We start from the raw sequence: 19,219 nt of genomic DNA on the forward strand, positions 1-19,219 counted from the left end.
GCGCGCCTACCTCCCACTGGTCCCCCGTGTGCGCTGCCATCCTCTCGTGCACCACTGACAGCGGGTCCCGCGGGTCCGCCCCCGGCCGACGTTCCGGCGGCCGGGCGGGCCCCGAGGTCAGGAGACCGGCCGGGAGTCGGCCCAGACCCCTTCGAACTCCTCGCGGTAGACGTCGAAGAGTCCGCCGTGGTCGCCGCGCCGGTCGTCCTTGACGACATGGCGCGAGGGGCCGCGCAGCACCATCACCGGGACCTCCATCCCGCGGGCGTGCCGCAGGTAGGACTGGACGACCGCCAGCCCGTCGGCGCTGTCGCCGTCCACGAGGTACGCGGTGAAGCGCGGCGTCTCGTCGAAGACCCGGATCTCGAAGGCCGCCGGGTCGCGCAGCCGGGCCCTGACCCGGCGCATGTGCATGATGTTCATCTCGACGGAACGGCTCAGCTCGCCGCGCCCGAGCCCCAGCTCCCGCTCCCGGCGGCGGACGGCGCTGCTGGCGGGGTTGAGGAAGAGCAGCCGGATGCGGCAGCCGGACTCCGCGAGCCGCATCAGCCGGCGGCCGGAGTAGTTCTGCACGAGGAGGTTCAGGCCGATGCCTATCGCGTCCAGCCGGTGCGCGGAGCCGAAGAGGTCCTCGGCGGGCAGCTGGCGCTGGAGCCTGACCCGGTCGGAGTAGACGCCGACGACGTCCGCGTACCGGTCGGCGACCAGTTCCTCGACGACGTCGACGGGGAGCCGGTCGGCCGCGGCGTACCCGGCCCCGGCGCCGAGGATGTCCAGCAGCCGGGCGGCGGCCCGCTCGGCCTGCGCGAGGACGGTCCGCGAGAGCGCGCGGTTGCGGGAGACGACGTGCCGGGCCACCTCCAGCTCGTCGAGCGCCAGTTCGAGGTCGCGGCGCTCGTCGAAGTACGGCTCGAAGCACGGCCAGTGCTGTACGACCAGCTCCCGCAGCTGCGGGAGGGTCAGAAAGCTGAGGATGTTGTCGTCGGCGGGGTCGAGCAGGAAGCCCTTGCGGCGGCTGACCTCACGGACGGCCGCCGCGCGCTGCACCCATTCGTGGCCCGCCGGGCCCGCGGCGGCGACCACCCACTCCTCGCCGTGCACGGGCTCGTAGATCGGGCGCAGCACGGCGTTCACGACGGCGCGCAGGCGCTGCTCTACGAGGTTGAGCCAGACGTACGCCCGTCCGGCGCGGCTGGCGCGGGTGCGCACCTCCGCCCAGGCGTCGGCGCCCCAGTCCAGTTCCGCTCCTATCTCCAACGGCTGCGCGAGAGTGACCGCGCCGGGCGCACCGTCGGCAGTGGCGCCGCTCCGGTCGCCCTGATCCCCGCCACTGGGGAGCACAAGGCCTCCCGACGTCACCACGCCACCGCCTCCCTCCCCCGTCCACGATCAAGGAAGGCTACTGCCCACCGGATGGCACCGCAGCCCTGTCGACCCTACTTGACTACAACCCCACCGCGTCATCACCCTTACGGTTTCCGGCGGTTGAGGGACGGGCAGACATACCGCACCCCTCCCGGGGAAGATCCCACTTGCGCAAATGGCACTTTTGCGCCCACATCTACGCGAAGATGCAAGCGTTGACAACGATGTGACCGGACGAACGGCCTACCGTCGTCCGGTCCGGGAGTGGAAGAGTCGCGACATGCAAGTCTGGCCGGGTACGGCATATCCCCTTGGCGCCACGTACGACGGCGCGGGCACCAATTTCGCCCTCTTCTCCGAAGTAGCCGAACGCATCGAACTGTGCCTGCTCCACGACGACGGCTCCGAGACCGCCGTGGAGCTGCGGGAGGCGGACGCCTTCGTGCGGCACGCCTACCTGCCGGGCGTGATGCCGGGCCAGCGGTACGGCTTCCGTGTGCACGGCCCCTACGAGCCGGCCGCAGGCCACCGCTGCAACTCCTCGAAGCTGCTGATGGACCCCTATGCGAAGGCCGTGAGCGGGTCGATCGACTGGGACGAGGCGGTGTACGGCTACCAGTTCGGGCGGCCGGAGATCCGCAACGACCAGGACTCGGCGCCGCACACCATGACCTCCGTGGTGGTGAACCCGTACTTCGACTGGTCCGACGACCGGCCGCCGCGGATCGACTACCACCGCATGGTGATCTACGAGGCCCACGTCAAGGGCCTGACGATGCTCCACCCGGACCTGCCCGAGGAGATCCGCGGCACGTACGCGGCCCTCGCGCACCCGGCGGTCATCAGCCACCTGGTGGAGCTGGGCGTCACGACCCTGGAGCTGATGCCGGTCCACCAGTTCGTGCTGGACCACCGGCTGGCGGACGCCGGGCTGAACAACTACTGGGGCTACAACACCATCGGCTTCTTCGCCCCGCAGAACACCTACTCCTCGCTGGGCGACCGGGGCCAGCAGGTCCTGGAGTTCAAGACGGCGGTGCGGGCGCTGCACGCCGCCGGCATCGAGGTGATCCTCGACGTGGTCTACAACCACACCGCCGAGGGCAGCCACCTGGGGCCGACGCTGTCCTTCCGGGGGCTCGACAACGCGTCGTACTACCGGCTCAGCGACGACAAGCGCTATTACATGGACACCACCGGCACCGGCAACTCGCTGCTGATGCGCAGCCCGCACGTGCTCCAGATGATCATGGACTCGCTGCGCTACTGGGTCACCGAGATGCACGTGGACGGGTTCCGCTTCGACCTCGCGGCGACGCTGGCCCGGCAGTTCCACGAGGTGGACCGGCTGTCGTCCTTCTTCGACCTGGTGCAGCAGGACCCGGTGGTCAGCCAGGTCAAGCTGATCGCCGAGCCCTGGGACGTCGGGGAGGGCGGCTACCAGGTCGGCAACTTCCCGCCGCTGTGGGCCGAGTGGAACGGCAAGTTCCGCGACACGGTCCGGGACCTGTGGCGGGGCGAGAACGCCACGCTGGCGGAGTTCGCCTCCCGGCTGACCGGCTCCTCCGACCTCTACCAGGACGACGGCCGCCGCCCGCTGGCCTCCATCAACTTCGTCACCTGCCACGACGGCTTCACCCTCCACGACCTGGTCTCGTACAACGACAAGCACAACGAGGCCAACGGCGAGGACAACCGCGACGGCGAGAGCCACAACCGCTCGTGGAACTGCGGCGAGGAGGGCGAGACCGATGATCCGGACATCCTGGCCCTGCGCGGCCGCCAGCTGCGCAACTTCATCGCCACGCTGATGCTCTCGCAGGGCGTGCCCATGCTCTCCCACGGCGACGAGTTCGGCCGCACCCAGCGCGGCAACAACAACGCCTACTGCCAGGACAACGAGCTGGCCTGGGTGAAGTGGCCGGAGGCGGACGACACCGGGGCGCAGCAGCTGCACGAGTTCATCCGCACCATGGTCTGGCTCCGCCGCGACCACCCGGTCTTCCGCCGCCGGCGCTTCTTCCACGGCCGCCCGGTGGAGGGCACCCACGACGAGCTGTCCGACATCGCCTGGTTCACGCCCGAGGGCGAGGAGATGGCCCAGCGGGACTGGCAGGCGGCGCACGCCAAGTCGCTGGCGGTGTTCCTCAACGGCAGCGCGATCTCCGAGCCGGGGGCGCGCGGCGAGCGGATCACGGACGACTCCTTCCTGCTGCTGGTCAACGCGCAGGCCGAGGAGATGGAGTTCGTGGTCCCGATGGACCACGGCAACGAGTGGCAGCTGATCGTGGACACCGGCCGGCCCGAGGGCGTGGAGCCGGGCAGCGGGGAGAAGGTCACGGCGGGCGACCGGCTGGTGCTGACCGACCGGAGCATGGTGGTGTTGCAACGGCCGGCGTAATCGGCGGCCCGATGTGATCGTAGGACCGTGCGGCGGGGTACGCACTCCTGCATGACCCCGCCGACGGCCGCCGTGCCCACCGCCACCTACCGGCTGCAGCTGCAACCGGACTTCACGTTCGCCGATGCCGAGGCCGCGGTGCCCCGCCTCGCCGCGCTCGGCGTCTCCCATCTGCACCTGTCCCCGGTGCTCCAGGCAACGCCCGGCTCCACGCACGGGTACGACGTGGTCGACCACACCCGCGTCAGCCGGGAGCTGGGCGGCGAGGAGGGGCTGCGAGCGCTGTCCCGGACCGCCCGGGAGCACGGCCTCGGCCTGATCCTGGACACCGTGCCCAACCACATGGCGGTCCCCGTTCCGGAACACCTCAGCCGGCCGCTGTGGTCGGTCCTGCGGGAGGGGACGGACTCCCCCTACGCCCGGTGGTTCGACATCGACTGGGCGGCGCTGGACGGCAGGCTGCTGATGCCGGTGCTGGGCGCCCCGCTCGACGAGGTGCTGGACCGGCTGGCCGTCGAGGACGACGAAACGCTCGGCGAGCCGGTGCTGCGCTACTACGACCACGCCTTCCCGCTGCGCGCCGGCACCCGGGGGCTGCCGCTGCGCGAGCTTCTGGACGCCCAGTGGTACCGGCTGGCCCACTGGCGGGAGGCCAGGACCGATCTCAACTACCGGCGCTTCTTCACCATTTCCGACCTGATCGCGGTCCGGGTCGAGGACCCGGAGGTCTTCGACGCCACCCACGCCAAGCTGCTGGAGCTGCTGCGGGACGGCGTCGCGGACGGCCTGCGCATCGACCACCCCGACGGCCTCGCCGACCCCGCCGGGTACCTGCGCCGCCTCGCCGCCGCCTCCGGCGGCCGGTGGACCGTCGTGGAGAAGATCCTCGGCCACGACGAGCGGCTGCCCGCCGACTGGGCCTGCGCGGGCACCACCGGGTACGACGCGCTGGACCGGGTCGACGGGCTGTTCGCCGATCCGGCCGGGGTGGAGCGGATCACCGCGGGCTACACCGAGTTCACCGGCCAGGAGGCCGACCGCGGCGGCGAGTGGGGACCCACCGCGCGGCGCGCCGCCTACAAGATCGTGACCCAGGACCTGGCCGCCGAGGTGAGCCGGCTCGGCCGCACCGCCGCCCGCGCGCTGCCCGGCCAGGACCCGGCCGTGCTGCGCCGGGCCATCCGCGAGGTGCTGGTCCGGCTGCCGGTCTACCGCCCCTACGTCGTGCCGGGCCAGGACGCGCCCGCCGAGGCCGTCGAGCTGCTGGAGACCGCGGCCCGCGAGGCGGCGGTGCCGGGAGCGGCGGAGATCCGCGACCTCGCGCTCGGCGCGGACGCCGGCTTCGCGGTCCGCTTCGCCCAGGTCGCCTCGGCGCTGCACGCCAAGGCCGTCGAGGACACCGCCTTCTACCGCTGGTACCCGCTGCTGCCGCTGAACGAGGTTGGCCGCGACCCGGCCCACCCCACCACCACCCCCGAGGAGTTCCACGCCTTCTGCGCCCGCCTGCAGCGCGACTGGCCGGCGACCGGCACCGTCCTGTCCACCCACGACACCAAGCGCAGCGCCGACGTCCGCGCCCGGCTGGCCGCGATCTCGGAGCACCCGGAGCTGTGGGGGTCCTGGCTGCGCCGCGAATCGGACCGCCTGCGGGCCCACTTCACCCGCGCCGGCATCGCGCTCGTCGACCGGCACGCCGAGTACCTGGCCTGGCAGTACGCGGTGGTCTTCTGCAGCTACGGCGCCGAGGAGGTGGTCGCCGCGACGCTGCTGAAGTCGGAGCGCGAGGCGGGGCTGCGCACCAGCTGGACGGAGCAGGACACGGCGTACGAGAAGCGGCTCGACACCTTCGCGCGCGAGCTGATCACCGGACCCGCCTACTACGCGACCGCCGACATCTCGCGCGCGATCGAGGCCCCGTCCCAGGTCAACCGGCTGGGCGCGGTGCTGCTGCAGCTGACGATGCCGGGCGTGCCGGACATCTACCAGGGCGACGAGCACCCCCAGCTGCTGCTGGTGGACCCCGACAACCGCCGTCCCTACCAGCCCTCGGACCGCCGGGACGGCCCGAAGGAGCAGGTGACGACCGCCGCGCTGCTGCTGCGCCGCGAGCACCCCGACTGGTTCGGCGCGGAGGCCGCCTACGAGCCGCTGGCCGCCGCCGGCCCGGCCGCCGCGCACTGCGTCGCCTTCGTCAGGACCGGCCGGTCGATCACCGCCGTCACCCGCCTCTCGCACCGCCTGGAGCAGGCCGGCGGCTGGCGCGACACCGAGCTGACCCTGCCGCCGGGCGACTGGACCGACCGGCTGACCGGTGCCCTCCACCGGGGCACGGTGCCCGTCGCGGAGCTGTTCGCGACCAACCCGGTGGCGCTGCTCACGTCGTAGGGCCGCCGGCCAGGGCTCCCCGGCCGGCGCCGGGGAGCCGGCTGCCCGGCGGGGTCGCGGGCCGGCCGGGCAGCGGAGACGGGACGTCCCGCCGTTCCGCCGCCACTCATGCCTGCCGGGTCGGCAGGCATATCACCTGGCGCAGGTTGACGTGCGCGGGCCGGCTGGCGACGAACCCGATCAGGTCGGCGACATCGTCCGACGCCAGGGTGCCGATCGCGTCGTACATGCCGCCGAGCTGCTCCGCCAGCTCCTGGTTGTCGATGTACTGCCCCAGCTCGGTGTCGGTCAGCCCGGGCCCGATGTTGGCGACGCGGACGTCGCGCGGCCCGAGTTCGGCGCGCAGCGTCGCCGACAGGTGGGTCAGGGCGGCCTTGGCCGTCCCGTAGACGGCGTAGGCGACCTGGACTTCGGCTACGAGACGCTGGCGCTGCCCGGCGACCCGGACCAGACGCTGGTCGTGTACACCTGCGCGCCCGGCTCCACGACGGCCGAACGGCCGGCGCTGCGCGCCAGTTGGACCACCGAGCAGGCCGTCCGCTCGCGGTAGCCGCCCCCACCCCGTCCCACCTCGGAAAACGGAACTCAGAAGTCCGCCCCAGGGCTTCTCCGTTCCGTTCCCGCGCGCGCCGGCGATCACCCATACTCACCGGCGTGACCACCGACGCCACCCCCTCCGCCGCCGCCTCCGCCGACGAGGAGGAGACCCTGCGGGTCAGCCCGCTGGAGCTCTTCTTCGACCTCGTCTTCGTCTTCACCATCACGCAGCTCACCGGCAGCCTCGCCCACCACCTCGACGGGGGCGGGCTGCTGCGGGTCGTGATCATGCTCGCGCTGATCTGGTGGATGTACGACGCGTTCATCTGGCTCACCAACGCGATGCCGCCCACCACCCACGCCCGGCGCGCTCTGATGCTCGCCGGCATGACCGGCTTCCTGATCATCTCGCTGGCGATCCCGCACGCCTTCGACGGGAGGGGCGTCGTCTTCGGCCTCGCCTACCTCTTCGTCATCGCCGTGCACTGCGGCACCTTCGCCGCATCAGGCGTCCCCCTGAGCTCGGTGGCCCGGATGGGCGGGCTGAACGTGCTCAACGCCACCCTCGTCGTCATCGGCGGGTACCTCCAGGGAGGCACCCAACTGGGCCTGTGGACGGTGTCGCTGGCCCTCCTGCTCGCCACGCCCCGGCTGGTCGGCCTGGGCGAGTTCACCATCCGCTGCGGGCACTTCGTCGAGCGGCACGGCCTCATCATGATCATCGCGTTCGGCGAGTCCGTGATCGCGATCGGCGTCGGCGTGGGCGAGGCGCCGCTCACCGCCGGACGGGTCAGCGCCGCCGTCCTGATGCTCTGCGTCGGCCTCGGGCTGTGGTGGGCGTACTTCGGGCACGGGGACGACGAGCGGGGCGAGCACGCCCTCGCGCTCCTGCCCGCCGCCCAGCGCAACTTCGCCGCCGTGCGGATCTACAACCTGGGCCACTACGGCCTGCTGCTCGGCGTCCTGCTCTTCGCCGCGGGCGTCAAGTCCGCCGTCGCGCACGCGGGCGGCCACCTCGACGGTGCCCCGGCCTGGGCGCTGGCGGGCGGCATCGCGCTCTTCCTCACCGCCGACGCCGCCGACCGCCACGCCCTCGGGCTCCGGCCGGTCCTCCCCCGGCTCTGCGCCGCGGGCCTGCTCGCCGCCACCGTCCCGCTCGGCACCGGCATCAGCGCGCTCACCCAGATCGGGGCCGCCGTCCTGGTGCTGGCGCTGTGCTTCGGCTACGAGGAGGTGACCGCGCGCGCCGCGTCCGTGCCGGCCGGCACCGTCCACGCGTAGCGGCGCTTCTCCCGGGAGGTGGCGCCGAGCCGGTCGTAGAACCGGATGGCGCCCTCGTTCCAGACCGGGGTGTTCCACTGCACCTCCTCCAGGCCCAGCGCCGCCGCCTCGGCCGCGACCGCGTCGATGAGCCGCCGGCCGAGGCCCAGGCCGCGGTGGTCGCCGTCGAGGAACAGGCAGTCCATGTGCAGGTACTCGTGGCCCGACCAGGTGGCGAACTCGGGGGTGCAGGTCGCGTAGCCGGCCAGCGAGCCGTCCCCCAGCTCCGCCACGAGGCAGATCAGCCGGGGCTCCGCACGGTCGAAGAGCGCGTCGGCGAGCCGTTCCGCGAAGCCGGCGGCGGGCGGGTCGGCCTGCTCGTAGACGGCGTGGGCGATGGCGAGTTCCGCGACGCGGGGCAGGTCGGACCTGGTGGCGTGCCGGACGACGGGTACTGCCTGGCGCTGGATCATCCCGCCAAAGTAGTCCCTGGACAGCCCCGTCGGGACCGGGCTACGGTGGGGGCACGCCCGTGATCATCATCGGAAGGAGGCGAGAGCGATGTCCACCACGACCTGCCCGCGCTCCCGCCCCGCCGTCCGGGCGTCCCACATCTGATCGGGAGCGCACCACTCTCCCGAAGGATCCCCATGCCTGATCCGGTCATCCGTCCGCTCGTCGCGGGCGAGGCACCTCTCTTCCACTCCCTCGCCGACCCCGGCCTCGTCGGCCGCGCCATCCTCGGCGAGCCGTACCGCATGGTCGCCGACGGCGGCGACTACCGCCCCGACTGGACCTGGGTGGCGCTGCGCGACGGTGTCGTCGTGGCGCGCGCCGCCTGGTGGGGCGGGCCCGACGACGAGCAGCCGAAGGCGCTCGACTGGTTCGACTTCGCCGACGGCGAGGCCGACGCGGCGGTGCGGCTGCTCCGGGAAGCCCCGCTGTACGGCGAGTACGACCTGCTGCTGCCGCCCGGCTGGCGCGGGCAGCCGGAGGTGCTGGCCGCCGCCCGCGCCCGCATCGACGCGGCGACCGGAGCCGGCCTCAAGCAGCTCGTCGAGCGCTACCGCTACACCTGGACCCCGGACGACCCGCTGCCCGCGCGCACCGGCCGCCTGGAGTACCGCCCGGAGCCCGACGACGCGGCGGTCCTGGACGTGCTGCTGCGCGTCCAGGAGGGCACCCTGGACGCGCACGACCTCGAGGAGATCGCCAAGAGCGGCCGTGAGGCCGCCGCCCGGGAGACGCTGGACCTCTTCCACTGGTTCCCCTCGCCGCGCGAGTGGTGGCGGCTGGCCTGGACGCCCGGCGGCGAACTGGTGGGCATCCAGGTCCCGGCCCGCAACCCGGCGGGGTTCGTCATCGGGTTCATCGGCGTCCTGCCGGAGCAGCGCGGCCACGGGTACGCCTACGACCTGCTGGTCGAGTGCACCCACGACCTCGTGGAGCAGGGCGCGGACCGCATCGCGGCCGCCACCGACCAGGGCAACTTCCCGATGGCGGCGAACTTCACGAAGGCCGGCTACCCCGTCTCCCAGGAGCGGATCAACTTCGTCTGACCGGACCGCCGGGCGGCCGGGCCCTGGTGCCCGGCCGCCCGCGAAAACGTAGGGTGCGAAGGTCCGCGCCGATCGCCGAGATCACCGCGGACCGGTGGACGTCCCCGGCGGAGCAATCGGAGGAGCCGTAAGTGCTGTTCGAGGTGTGGGCGCCGAACGCGGCGCGCGTCGAGGTAGTGACCGGGGAGCGCACGCACCCCCTGGCACCGGATCCGGACCGCGCCGGCTGGTGGCGCGCCGACGCGCCGGCCGGCCCCGACGGCCGGTACGCGTACCGGCTCGACGGCGGGGCCCCGCTGCCGGACCCGCGCTCGCGCCGCCAGCCCGACGGGCCGGACGGCGCGAGCGCGGTCGTGGACCACGACGCCTTCGACTGGGCGCTGCCGTGGGAGGGCCGGCCGCTGCCGGGCGCGGTGCTGTACGAGCTGCACGTGGGCACGTTCACCCGCGAGGGCACCTTCGACGCCGCGATCGGGCGGCTGCCGCACCTGGCCGCGCTGGGGATCACCCATGTGGAGCTGATGCCCGTCTGCCCGTTCCCCGGCACCCACGGCTGGGGCTACGAGGGCGTGTCGCTGTGGGCCGTCCACGAGCCCTACGGGGGACCCGACGGGCTCAAGCGGTTCGTGGACGCGGCCCACGCGCACGGCCTCGGCGTGGTCCTGGACGTGGTCCACAACCACCTCGGCCCCTCGGGCAACTACCTCCCGCTGTTCGGCCCGTACTTCACCGACCGGCACCACACGCCGTGGGGCGACGCCGTCAACCTCGACGCCCCGGGCTCGGACGAGGTCCGCGCGTTCCTCGTCGGCAGCGCGCTGGCCTGGCTGCGCGACTACCACCTGGACGGGCTGCGGCTGGACGCCGTGCACGCGCTCGTCGACACCCGGGCCCGGCACTTCCTGGAGGAGCTGTCGGCGGCGGTCGACGCCCTGTCGGAGTCGCTCGGCCGCCCGCTGTTCCTGATCGCCGAGTCCGACCTGAACGACACCCGCACCACCACCCCCCGCGAGGCGGGCGGCCTGGGCCTCGCCGCGCAGTGGAACGACGACCTCCACCACTGCCTGCACACCGCGCTGACCGGTGAGTCCCAGGGCTACTACGCCGACTTCGCGCGCGAGCCGCTGGCCGCGCTCGCCAAGACCCTGACCCGCGTCTTCTTCCACGACGGCACCTACTCGTCGTTCCGCGGCCGGGGCCACGGCCGCCCGGTGGACCGGGCCGCGACCCCGGCGCACCGCTTCCTGGCCTACTCGCAGACCCACGACCAGATCGGCAACCGCGCCACCGGCGACCGGCTCACCCCGGACCGGCTCGCGCTCGCCGCGGCGGTCGTGCTGACCTCGCCCTTCACCCCGATGCTCTTCATGGGTGAGGAGTGGGGTGCGGGCACGCCCTGGCAGTTCTTCACCGACCACGACGACGCGGAACTCGGCGCGGCCATCACCCGGGGCCGGCGCCGCGAGTTCGCGGAGCACGGCTGGGCCGAGGAGGACGTCCCCGACCCCCAGGACCCCGACACGCGGCTGCGCTCCTGCCTGGACTGGACGGAGCCGGACCGCGAACCGCACGCCCGGCTGCTCGGCTGGTACCGCGAGCTGATCGCGCTGCGCGCGGCCGAGCCGGAGCTGACCGGGGCCGGGCTGCTGACCCCGCCGCCCGACATCGGCATCGCCGGCGGGATCCTCACCGTGCGCCGCGGGCGCTTCCTGACGGCGGTGAACTTCTCGGACGAACCGGCGGAGGTCCCGCTGTCCGGCCCGTTCGCCGACCGGACGGCGGCCGTCGCGGTCGCCGCCGCCTGGCTCCCCGGCGACCCGCCGGGCCCGGACCGCGTGCTGCGGCTGCCCGGCCGCGCGGCCGTGGTGCTGCGCAGTACGGTGGAGGGGTGAGCGAGTGCTACGCCGATCCCGGCGAACCCGAGCCGGCCCCCGCCCCGCCCGCCGTGGCGGACGGGCCGCGCGCCGACTGCGTGCTGTGCGGCAAGCCGACGGAGTACCCGGCCGAGCGGCCCGGCATGACGATGTGCCCGGTCTGCGAGTGGCTGGAGGCGCAGCGCACGGCCTGCTCGGGGTAGCGTCTGCCCACGGTCAGCTCGTCAGCAGCCGCGCCCGGCACTCCTCGACGTCGAAGTCGCCCTTCGGGTACTGCGGGTCCATCAGCTCCAGGTGCTCCAGCAGCAGCTTGCTGACCGCCCAGTTGCGGTACCACTTGCGGTCGGCGGGGACCAGGTACCAGGGGGCCGCGTCGGTGGAGCACTTCTCCAGCGCGACCTCGTACGCCTTCTGGTAGTCGGGCCACAGGGCCCGCTCCTCGATGTCGCCGACGTTGAACTTCCAGTGCTTCTCCGGGTTGTCGAGCCGCTCCAGCAGCCGGTCGCGCTGCTCGTCGTGCCCGATGTGCAGGAAGACCTTGACGATGGTGACGCCGTCGTCGGCCAGCGACTGCTCGAAGGCGTTGATGGTCCGGTAGCGCTTGGACCAGGTGGCGCGCGGCACGAGGTTGCGGACGCGGACGATCAGCACGTCCTCGTAGTGCGAGCGGTCGAAGATGCCGATCTCGCCGGGGCGGGGCAGCGCGCGGCGGATCCGCCACAGGAACGGGTGCTGCTTCTCCTCGTGGGTGGGCGCCTTGAAGGCCCGGAACCGCAGCCCGGACGGGTTGAGGTGGCCGACGACGTGCTTGACCGTGCCGCCCTTGCCGGAGGTGTCCATGCCCTGCAGCACGATCAGCAGCGCACGGGGATCACCCGTCGTGCTCTGCGCGAAGAGCCGCTCCTGCAGCTCGGCGAGGCGTACGCCCATCTCCGCGGTCTCGGCGAGCGCCTGCTTCTTGCCGGCCGGGCCGCCGGGGGTGCCGGAGGAGTCGTGCGCCCGCAGCCGGACCGGTTCGCCGCCCGGGGCCACCCGCAGCAGCGAGCGGAGGTCCGCGACGGGGCCGGCCCCGGCACCGTCGCGCCCGGCGTCCTTGCCCCGCTTGTCGTCCTTGCCGTGCTTGCCTGCCTTGCCGCTCTTGCCGTGCTTCCCGTCCTTGGCCATGGCCTGATCTTGCGACGGATCAGGCGGAGGCGCCAGCTCCGGGAAGTCGCTTCGCGTCGCGGGCGAGCGCGGTGAGGCGGGATATGGCCCGGAAGTACTTCTTGCGGTACCCGCCGGCCAGCATCTCCGCGCTGAAGATCTGGTCGAACGGGGTTCCGGAGGCCGCCACGGGCACCTCGCGGTCGTACAGCCGGTCGGCGAGCACCACCAGCCGCAGCGCGGTGGCCTGGTCGGTCACCGGCCGCACGCCGCGCAGGAAGACGGCGTCGACGCCGTCGCACAGCGCGCCGTAGCGGCTGGGGTGGACCCGCGCCAGGTGGTCCAGGAGTGGGCCGAAGTCGTCCAGGGAGGCTCCCGGCGTGCGGTCGGCGGCCTCGGAGACCTGCCGGTCGGTCCAGGGGGCCGGCGCCTCGGGCAGCCCGCGGTGCCGGTAGTCCTGGCCGTCGATGCGCAGCGGCAGGAAGCGGGAGGACAGCCCTTGGATCTCCCGCATGAAGTCGGAGGCGGCGAAGCGGCCCTCGCCGAGCTTGCCGGGCAGCGTGTTCGACGTCGCGGCGAGCTTGACGCCCGCGTCGGCGAGCTTGCCGAGCAGGGAGGAGACCAGCACCGTGTCGCCCGGGTCGTCGAGCTCGAACTCGTCGATGCAGACCAGCCGGTGGCCGCCGAGGGCCTGTACGGCCTGCTGGAAGCCGAGCGCCCCGACGAGGTTGGTCAGCTCCACGAACGTGCCGAACGCCTTCAGCTCGGGCGGCGCGGGGGTCGCGTGCCAGAGCGAGGCGAGCAGGTGGGTCTTGCCGACGCCGTACCCGCCGTCCAGGTAGACCCCGCCGGGCCCGGCGGGGGCCGGGGCCTCGCGGCGGAACCAGCGCTTGCGGCCGCCGCCGACCGCCGTCGCCCCGCCGAGGGTCGCCGCGAAGCCGCTGAGCGCCTTCACCGCGTCCGACTGGCTGGGCTGATCGGGGTCCGGGAGGTAGTTGTCGAAGCGGACGGTGTCGAAGCGCGGCGGCGGCACCATCTCGGCGACCAGCCGGTCCGCGGGCACCTGGGGCGTCCGGCCGCACAGGGTGGCCGGGCCTCCGGCGGTGGCGGCGGAACCGGTGGTCTGGGCGAGGGCGGAAGCAGGGGTTGACACAACCATTCAGCCTAGTCCCCCCGGCACGCGGTGCCACGCCAGTGTGGCGGAGCCCACTCCCGCCCGGGCTCCCGGCGCGGGCGCCCCGGCGGTCCGGTCGTCTCCCCGGAAAGGGCCCCGTGCCAGACTGCGGGGCATGCGCTGCCTGTATCCCGTGCCCAGTGCCCGGCCCGCCCCCGGTGCCGGGAGCCCCGCCGGGCCGGACTCCCGGCCCCCGCAGGACCCCCTGGACTCGCTCGAGGGGCTCGCCGACGCGTACGCGTACCCGGACCGCGCCGCGGGGCCGTACCTGCGGGCGAACATGGTGGCGTCCCTGGACGGGGCCGCGTGGCACGACGGGAAGTCGCAGGGGCTCTCCTCGGCGGCCGACCTGCGGATCTTCGGGACGCTGCGGGCGCTGGCCGACGTGGTGGTCGTCGGCGCCGGAACGGTGCGGCAGGAGGGCTACCAGCCGGCGAAGGCGCGGGAGGTGTTCGCGGAGCGGCGGGCGGCCGCGGGCCAGGGGCCCGCGGCGGCGATCGCCGTCCTGAGCGCGAGCCTGGACCTGGACTTCTCGCTGCCGCTGTTCACCTCGCCGCTGGTCCCGACGCTGGTCCTGACCGGCGCCACCGCGCCCCCCGAGCGGGTCGCGGCCGCCACGAGGGCCGGCGCGGTCGTCGTCACGGCGGGCGACGGGGCCGGCGCCGATCCCGCGCGGGCCGTACGCGAACTGGCGGAACGGGGGCTGACCAGGATGCTGCACGAAGGCGGCCCGAGGTTGCTGGCACAGTTCGCCGCCGCCGGGGTAGTCGATGAGCTGTGTCTGACCATCGCACCGCTCCTGACCGCGGGGGATGCCCCACGGATCATGAACGGTCCGGGCGTCACCGTGCCCGAACGTTTCTCTCCGGCCTTGATCCTCGAAGAGGACGGATTCCTGTTCACCCGTTACACCCGCGGCTGACAATCCGCGGAATATACCGTTCCGTTTACTGTCGTGCGGGAACACTTACCCCGCGTGCCCCGCACGATGTCCGGGCAGGATGGTTCCTGTGCCGGCCCGGTGGCCCACGAGAAAGAAGGACGCGTCCGTGTTCACGACCGTACTCATGATCGAGAAGCCGCTCGCCCCCGCCGATGTGGAACTGGTGACCACACTCCACGGCGACGAGCCCGTCTCCTTCGTCGTACTCATGCAGCCGCGCGGCGACCAGGACCGGCTTCTGCGGGCCGTGGACGACGTCGCCCTCGGCTACCTGGACGACGCAGCCAAGGAACACGAGGTGCCCGAAGGGCAGGAAGCCACGCTTCCGGCCGAGCGGGCCCTGAGCCACTCCCTCGACTCGCTGCGCGCCGCGGGCGCGGAGGCGGTCGGCGAGGTGGTCGAGGACCACCCGCTGGACCTGCTGAAGTCGGTGGTCGAGCAGACGCACGCCGACGAGGTCATCGTGCTGACCGCCCCGCACTTCGTGGAGGAGTTCTTCCACCGCGACTGGACGTCGCGGGCGCGCCACAAGGTGGGCGTCCCGGTGCTGAAGCTCTTCGCGCAGCACGACTGACGCGCCCCGCGAGCCCGCCCGCGCGACCCCGGCCGCTGTCTCGGCCGGGGTCGCGCTGTCGCGCTGCGGCGCTGTCGCCCTGTCGCGCTGTGCGTGTCAGGCGCGGGCGGCGCCGGCCGGGGAGGCGGCCAGCCGGCCGTCCGCCATGTCCAGCAGGCGGTCGGCGCGGTCCATGATCGCCCGGTCGTGGGTGACCATGACGGTGGCCGTGCCGTGCTCGGCGGTGACGCGGGCCAGCAGGTCGACGATGCGCGCGCCGCGCTCGTGGTCCAGGGCGGAGGTCGGCTCGTCCACCAGCAGGACCGCCGGACGGCCGAAGAGCGCGCGGGCGATGTTCACCCGCTGGCGCTCCCCGCCGGAGAGCTGGTGCGGCCGGCGGGCGCGCTTGGCCGCGTCCAGCCCGACCGAGTCCAGCAGCGCACCGGCCCGCTCGCGGGCCGCGCGCACCCGCCCGCCGCGCAGGTGCTCGACGACGAGCAGCTGCTCCAGCGCGGTCAGCGAGGCGATGAGGTTCGACTGCTGGAAGACGATGCCGACGCTCTCCCGGCGCAGCGCGGTGCGCTCCCGGCCGCTGAGCCCGGCGGTGTCCCGGCCCGCGACGACGACCTGCCCCGAGTCGGGCCGCAGCAGCGTCGCGGCCACCGCCAGCAGGCTGGACTTGCCGGAGCCCGACGGGCCGGCGACCGCCACCAGTTCCCCCGCCGCGACCTCCAGGGAGACGGCGTCGAGCGCGGTCAGCCGGCGGTCGCCGTCCGGGTAGGTGAGGCGCACGGAGTCGAGCGTCAGGGCGGTCATCGGTTGGCTCCCAGCGCGGTCAGCGGGTCGACGGAGGTGATGCGAAGGATCGCGAGCGCCGAGCCGGCCAGGCCGAGCAGCACCATGACGGCGACGGGCACCCCGACGGTGGCCGGACCGACCGCGAACGGCACCGCCGACGCGGCCAGCGCGCCGCCCCCGGCGCCGATCGCGCCGCCGAGCAGCGCTCCGCCGCCGAGTACGGCCAGCGCCTGCGCGAGCGCGTCGCGCACCAGGTAGCCGCCGCTCGCTCCGACGGCCTTGAGCACCGCCACGTCGGGCTTGCGCTGCACCGTCCAGACCGTGAAGAACGCGCCGGTCACCAGGGCGCTCACCGCGAACAGGAAGACCTGGATCAGCTGCAGGCTCAGGTGCTCGGCCCGGTACCCGTCGATCCCCGCGAGCGCGTCGCCGCGCCCGACGGCCCGGGTCCCCTGCGCCGCGTCGACCGCCCCGAGCGCCGCCCCCGACTGCCGGACGGCGAGCACGGTGGGCTGCCGCTGCCCGCTGACCTGCTGCCAGGTGGCGAGGGTGGTCCAGACGGTCGCGGCGTGCGCGTACGAGCGGGTGGCGGTGATCCCCGACACCGTCAGCCGCTCGGTGCCGAGCCCGAGCGTCCCGCCGGGGCCCACGCCGTACGCGTCCGCGACCGACGCGCTCACCGCGACCTGCCCGTCGCGCGGGGCGCTGCCGGAGAGCAGCGGCGGCAGCAGCTCCGCCGAGCCGCCGAACAGGCTCACCGAGCCCGCGGCGGCGGCTCCCGCGGCCCGGGTCATCGCGACCCCGAGCGGCTGCGCCGAGTCGACGCCGGGGGCGGCGGCCCAGGCCGCGGCCTGGGCGGGGCTGATCGTGCTGCTGCTGAACGACACCTCGGCGGCGGCCCCGGCGGGGGCACCGAACACGATGGCGCCGGCCGGCAGCTCGTCGACGGCCGACGACGCGTCACGGCCGAGGCCGCCGGTCAGGCCGGCGAGGAAGACGACGAGCGTGGTGATGAGCGTGACGACCACGCCCATGAGGGCGAACCGCCCCTTGGCGAACCTGATGTCACGGAGTGCGACGAACACTTTCTGGACCCTCCTGGGTCGGACTGCCTGCGTCCCTCCAGGCTGTCCGGCCGGGCCGCTCCCGCCATCAGGGAGAGGAGCGGCCCCGGAATCCATCGAAAGGTTGATGCCGCGGCCCCGCCCCGGGCGCCCGGCCCCCCGTACCCTTGGTGAATGTGAGCAACTCCGGCATATCCCTGTCCCCGGGCGGGCCCATGGGCAGCCGCACGCCCGAGGACACCCCCGCGCTGCGCCTGATGCGCGCGGCCCTGCACGGCACGTTCCTCGTGCTGCTCGCCGTGGCGCTCGGTCCCGTGGCGTTCGGCGAGGGGCCGGGGGCGCTGCTGGCGCCGGGCCTGCTGCTCGGGCTGGTCTACGGCGCCGGCGTGCTGCGCGAGCGCCGGGAGCCCTCGCGGTCCTGGGTGCTGGGCTGGCTGGCCGCCGTGACCGTCCTGTGGGTCGGGCTGCTGCTCGCCGACCGGGACTTCAGCTACCTCGCCTTCCCGCTCTTCTTCCTGTACCTGCACCTGCTGCCGCCGCGCTGGTCGGTGCCGGCCGTCGGCGCCGCGACCGCCCTGATCGTCGTCGTGCAGGCGCGGGGCCCCGACGGGCTCACCGCCGCGAAGGTCATCGGGCCGTGCGCGGGCGCGGCCGTCGCGGTGCTCACGGCGTTCGGGTACGCGGCGCTGTACCGCGAGAGCCGGCAGCGCCAGCGGCTGATCGACGAGCTGACCCGGGCGCGGGACGAGCTGGCGGCCTCGCAGCGCGAGGCGGGCCGGCTGGCGGAGCGCCAGCGCCTGGCCCGGGAGATCCACGACACGCTCGCGCAGGGGCTCTCCAGCATCGTGCTGCTGGCCCGCGCGGCGGACAGCGCGCTGCTGCCCGGCGGCGCGGGCGCGGGGACGGCGAGGACGCGGATCCAGGAGGCCGGGCGCACCGCGTCGGAGAACCTCGCCGAGGCCCGCCGCTTCGTGCGCGACCTCACTCCGCCCGCCTTGCAGGACGCCGCCCTGCCGGAGGCGCTGCGCCGCATCACGGACGGCTTCGGCTCCGGGCCGCAGGCGTCCCCGCACCCGGCCCCGGAGGCCGTCTTCCGGCTGGACGGCGACCCGTACCCGCTGCCCATCGAGGCGGAGATCGCCCTGCTGCGGCTCACCCAGGAGGCGCTGGCCAACGTCTCCCGGCACGCGCGGGCCCGCCACGCCGCCGTGACGCTGGCCTTCCTCGACGGGCAGGTGACGCTGGACGTGTACGACGACGGGGTCGGCTTCACCCCGCAGGCCCCCGGCGCCCCGCGGCGGGCGGCGGGCGGGCGCGTCTCCTTCGGCCTGCACGGGATGCGCGAGCGTATCGCCGCGCTCGGCGGCACGCTGACCGTGGAGTCCGCGCCCGGCGAGGGCACGGCCGTCGCGGCGGCGCTGCCGGTGCCCGGGAGCGGCACGGCGGTCGGGGAACCCGGCGCGGAACCGGCGCTGGTCGCGGTGGAACGGTGATCCGCATCCTGATCGTCGACGACCACCCCGTGGTGCGGCGCGGGCTGCGCGCCATGGTCGACGACCTGCCGGAGCTGGAGGCGGTCGGCGAGGCGGCCGACGGCGCCGAGGCGCTGCGGCTGCTGGCGGACGAAGCCGCCCCGCGCCCCGACGTGGTCCTCATGGACCTGCAGATGGGCACCGGGATGCACGGGGTGGAGGCCACCCGGCGGATCACCGCGCTCCCGGACCCGCCCGCCGTCCTCATCCTGACCACGTACAGCACCGACGCCGACATCCTGGCGGCCGTCGAGGCGGGCGCCACCGGCTACCTGCTCAAGGACGCGCCCCCGGAAGAGGTCGCCGCCGCCGTCCGCTGCGCCGCGCGGGGCGAGACCGTCCTGGCGCCGCCGGTCGCGGCCCGGCTGCTGGGCAGCGTCCGGTCGGGGCGGCCGGGCCTGTCACCGCGCGAGGGCGAGATCCTGCAACTGCTCGCCGAGGGGCTGGCCAACAAGCAGATCTCCCGGCGGCTGTTCATCAGCGAGGCCACCGTCAAGACCCACCTGGTGCACATCTACGACAAGCTCGACGTCGACAGCCGCACGGGCGCCATCGCGGCCGGCCTCAGCAGCGGCCTGATCCGGGCCTGATCCGGGCCTCCCGGACGGACGCCTCCGCGGTGCCGACGGCG

16 protein-coding genes and 2 pseudogenes are annotated in these 19,219 nt (G+C 74.0%); 11 read left to right on the forward strand and 7 right to left on the reverse strand.

The features are described from left to right. Positions 1–117: 117 nt before the first annotated feature. Positions 118–1,359, reverse strand: coding sequence for an SAV2148 family HEPN domain-containing protein (locus ABZ721_RS19555; RefSeq protein WP_358789906.1), 1,242 nt, complete (start codon positions 1,357–1,359; stop codon positions 118–120). Between the two features lie 286 nt (positions 1,360–1,645). On the opposite strand from ABZ721_RS19555, the gene glgX reads away from it, so the two are divergent. Then, on the forward strand, positions 1,646–3,766 hold the full coding sequence (glgX, locus tag ABZ721_RS19560) for a glycogen debranching protein GlgX (protein WP_358789870.1): 2,121 nt from the start codon (positions 1,646–1,648) through the stop codon (positions 3,764–3,766). 51 nt (positions 3,767–3,817) lie between these two features. Next, positions 3,818–6,151 (forward strand): malto-oligosyltrehalose synthase, encoded by a 2,334-nt coding sequence (treY, locus tag ABZ721_RS19565; protein WP_358789871.1) that lies wholly within the window; start codon positions 3,818–3,820, stop codon positions 6,149–6,151. Positions 6,152–6,257: 106 nt separating this feature from the next. On the opposite strand, the pseudogene ABZ721_RS19570 reads toward treY, so the two are convergent. Then, positions 6,258–6,548: pseudogene (locus ABZ721_RS19570) on the reverse strand (SDR family oxidoreductase); the annotation flags it as partial. 18 nt (positions 6,549–6,566) lie between these two features. Between ABZ721_RS19570 and ABZ721_RS19575 the strand changes: the two are divergent. Continuing rightward, positions 6,567–6,701, forward strand: a pseudogene (locus tag ABZ721_RS19575) (transcriptional regulator); the annotation flags it as partial. Between the two features lie 104 nt (positions 6,702–6,805). Continuing rightward, a complete protein-coding gene (locus tag ABZ721_RS19580) occupies positions 6,806–7,969 on the forward strand; it encodes a low temperature requirement protein A (RefSeq protein ID WP_358789872.1) in 1,164 nt (387 codons plus the stop codon). Here the strand turns inward: ABZ721_RS19580 and ABZ721_RS19585 are convergent. Beyond that, the gene (locus ABZ721_RS19585; protein WP_358789873.1) at positions 7,912–8,421 is read right to left on the reverse strand and encodes a GNAT family N-acetyltransferase; all 510 of its coding nucleotides are present in this window, start codon (positions 8,419–8,421) and stop codon (positions 7,912–7,914) included. The two genes, ABZ721_RS19580 and ABZ721_RS19585, sit on opposite strands and share 58 nt — an antisense overlap. A 177-nt stretch (positions 8,422–8,598) precedes the next feature. Here ABZ721_RS19585 and ABZ721_RS19590 point away from each other — a divergent pair, with 177 nt between their 5' ends. From ABZ721_RS19590 to ABZ721_RS19600, 3 genes are all read left to right on the forward strand, one after another. Continuing rightward, positions 8,599–9,507 carry a GNAT family N-acetyltransferase gene (locus ABZ721_RS19590; protein ID WP_358789874.1) on the forward strand — a complete coding sequence of 303 codons (909 nt, stop codon included), beginning with the start codon at positions 8,599–8,601 and terminating at the stop codon, positions 9,505–9,507. A gap of 131 nt (positions 9,508–9,638) precedes the next feature. Further along, positions 9,639–11,399, forward strand: coding sequence for a malto-oligosyltrehalose trehalohydrolase (treZ, locus tag ABZ721_RS19595; RefSeq protein ID WP_358789875.1), 1,761 nt, complete (start codon positions 9,639–9,641; stop codon positions 11,397–11,399). Beyond that, complete coding sequence (locus ABZ721_RS19600) at positions 11,396–11,584, forward strand: hypothetical protein (protein ID WP_358789907.1); 189 nt, start codon at positions 11,396–11,398, stop codon at positions 11,582–11,584. Before treZ ends, ABZ721_RS19600 begins: the two co-directional genes overlap by 4 nt. A gap of 13 nt (positions 11,585–11,597) precedes the next feature. Here the strand turns inward: ABZ721_RS19600 and ABZ721_RS19605 are convergent, their stop codons facing one another. Together ABZ721_RS19605 and zapE are read right to left on the reverse strand one after the other, a co-directional pair. Further along, positions 11,598–12,545 (reverse strand): PPK2 family polyphosphate kinase, encoded by a 948-nt coding sequence (locus ABZ721_RS19605; RefSeq protein WP_358789876.1) that lies wholly within the window; start codon positions 12,543–12,545, stop codon positions 11,598–11,600. 19 nt (positions 12,546–12,564) lie between these two features. Then, positions 12,565–13,683 carry a cell division protein ZapE gene (gene zapE / locus ABZ721_RS19610; RefSeq protein WP_358789877.1) on the reverse strand — a complete coding sequence of 373 codons (1,119 nt, stop codon included), beginning with the start codon at positions 13,681–13,683 and terminating at the stop codon, positions 12,565–12,567. A 130-nt stretch (positions 13,684–13,813) separates the two neighbouring features. Between zapE and ABZ721_RS19615 the strand changes: the two genes are divergently transcribed. Both ABZ721_RS19615 and ABZ721_RS19620 read left to right on the forward strand, forming a co-directional pair. Beyond that, on the forward strand, positions 13,814–14,620 hold the full coding sequence (locus ABZ721_RS19615) for a pyrimidine reductase family protein (RefSeq protein ID WP_358789878.1): 807 nt from the start codon (positions 13,814–13,816) through the stop codon (positions 14,618–14,620). A gap of 127 nt (positions 14,621–14,747) precedes the next feature. Then, complete coding sequence (locus ABZ721_RS19620) at positions 14,748–15,215, forward strand: indole-3-glycerol phosphate synthase (RefSeq protein WP_358789879.1); 468 nt, start codon at positions 14,748–14,750, stop codon at positions 15,213–15,215. 96 nt (positions 15,216–15,311) lie between these two features. Here ABZ721_RS19620 and ABZ721_RS19625 read toward each other — a convergent pair whose 3' ends face one another. Together ABZ721_RS19625 and ABZ721_RS19630 are read right to left on the reverse strand one after the other, a co-directional pair. Beyond that, complete coding sequence (locus ABZ721_RS19625) at positions 15,312–16,010, reverse strand: ABC transporter ATP-binding protein (RefSeq protein ID WP_358789880.1); 699 nt, start codon at positions 16,008–16,010, stop codon at positions 15,312–15,314. Further along, complete coding sequence (locus tag ABZ721_RS19630) at positions 16,007–17,077, reverse strand: ABC transporter permease (RefSeq protein ID WP_358789881.1); 1,071 nt, start codon at positions 17,075–17,077, stop codon at positions 16,007–16,009. The genes ABZ721_RS19625 and ABZ721_RS19630 overlap by 4 nt, the downstream gene beginning before the upstream one ends. A 155-nt stretch (positions 17,078–17,232) precedes the next feature. Here ABZ721_RS19630 and ABZ721_RS19635 point away from each other — a divergent pair, with 155 nt between their 5' ends. Then, entirely contained in the window at positions 17,233–18,549 is a 1,317-nt protein-coding gene (locus tag ABZ721_RS19635; protein WP_358789882.1) for a sensor histidine kinase, read from the forward strand. Beyond that, positions 18,546–19,178: a response regulator transcription factor gene (locus ABZ721_RS19640; RefSeq protein WP_358789883.1), complete on the forward strand. Its 633-nt coding sequence runs from the start codon at positions 18,546–18,548 to the stop codon at positions 19,176–19,178. The genes ABZ721_RS19635 and ABZ721_RS19640 overlap by 4 nt, the downstream gene beginning before the upstream one ends. The last annotated feature ends 41 nt before the right edge of the window (positions 19,179–19,219 follow it).

It is taken from the genome of Streptomyces sp. NPDC006733, from assembly GCF_040636125.1.
In the GTDB taxonomy this organism is placed as follows: domain Bacteria; phylum Actinomycetota; class Actinomycetes; order Streptomycetales; family Streptomycetaceae; genus Actinacidiphila.

What these genes read in the sequence shown, in the direction of transcription:
- ABZ721_RS19625 (WP_358789880.1), bottom strand. Translation starts at nt 16,010, where the DNA reads ATGACCGCCCTGACGCTCGACTCCGTGCGCCTCACCTACCCGGACGGC.
- zapE (WP_358789877.1), bottom strand. Translation starts at nt 13,683, where the DNA reads ATGGTTGTGTCAACCCCTGCTTCCGCCCTCGCCCAGACCACCGGTTCC.
- ABZ721_RS19615 (WP_358789878.1), top strand. Translation starts at nt 13,814, where the DNA reads ATGCGCTGCCTGTATCCCGTGCCCAGTGCCCGGCCCGCCCCCGGTGCC.
- ABZ721_RS19585 (WP_358789873.1), bottom strand. Translation starts at nt 8,421, where the DNA reads ATGATCCAGCGCCAGGCAGTACCCGTCGTCCGGCACGCCACCAGGTCC.
- treY (WP_358789871.1), top strand. Translation starts at nt 3,818, where the DNA reads ATGACCCCGCCGACGGCCGCCGTGCCCACCGCCACCTACCGGCTGCAG.
- ABZ721_RS19605 (WP_358789876.1), bottom strand. Translation starts at nt 12,545, where the DNA reads ATGGCCAAGGACGGGAAGCACGGCAAGAGCGGCAAGGCAGGCAAGCAC.
- ABZ721_RS19590 (WP_358789874.1), top strand. Translation starts at nt 8,599, where the DNA reads ATGCCTGATCCGGTCATCCGTCCGCTCGTCGCGGGCGAGGCACCTCTC.
- glgX (WP_358789870.1), top strand. Translation starts at nt 1,646, where the DNA reads ATGCAAGTCTGGCCGGGTACGGCATATCCCCTTGGCGCCACGTACGAC.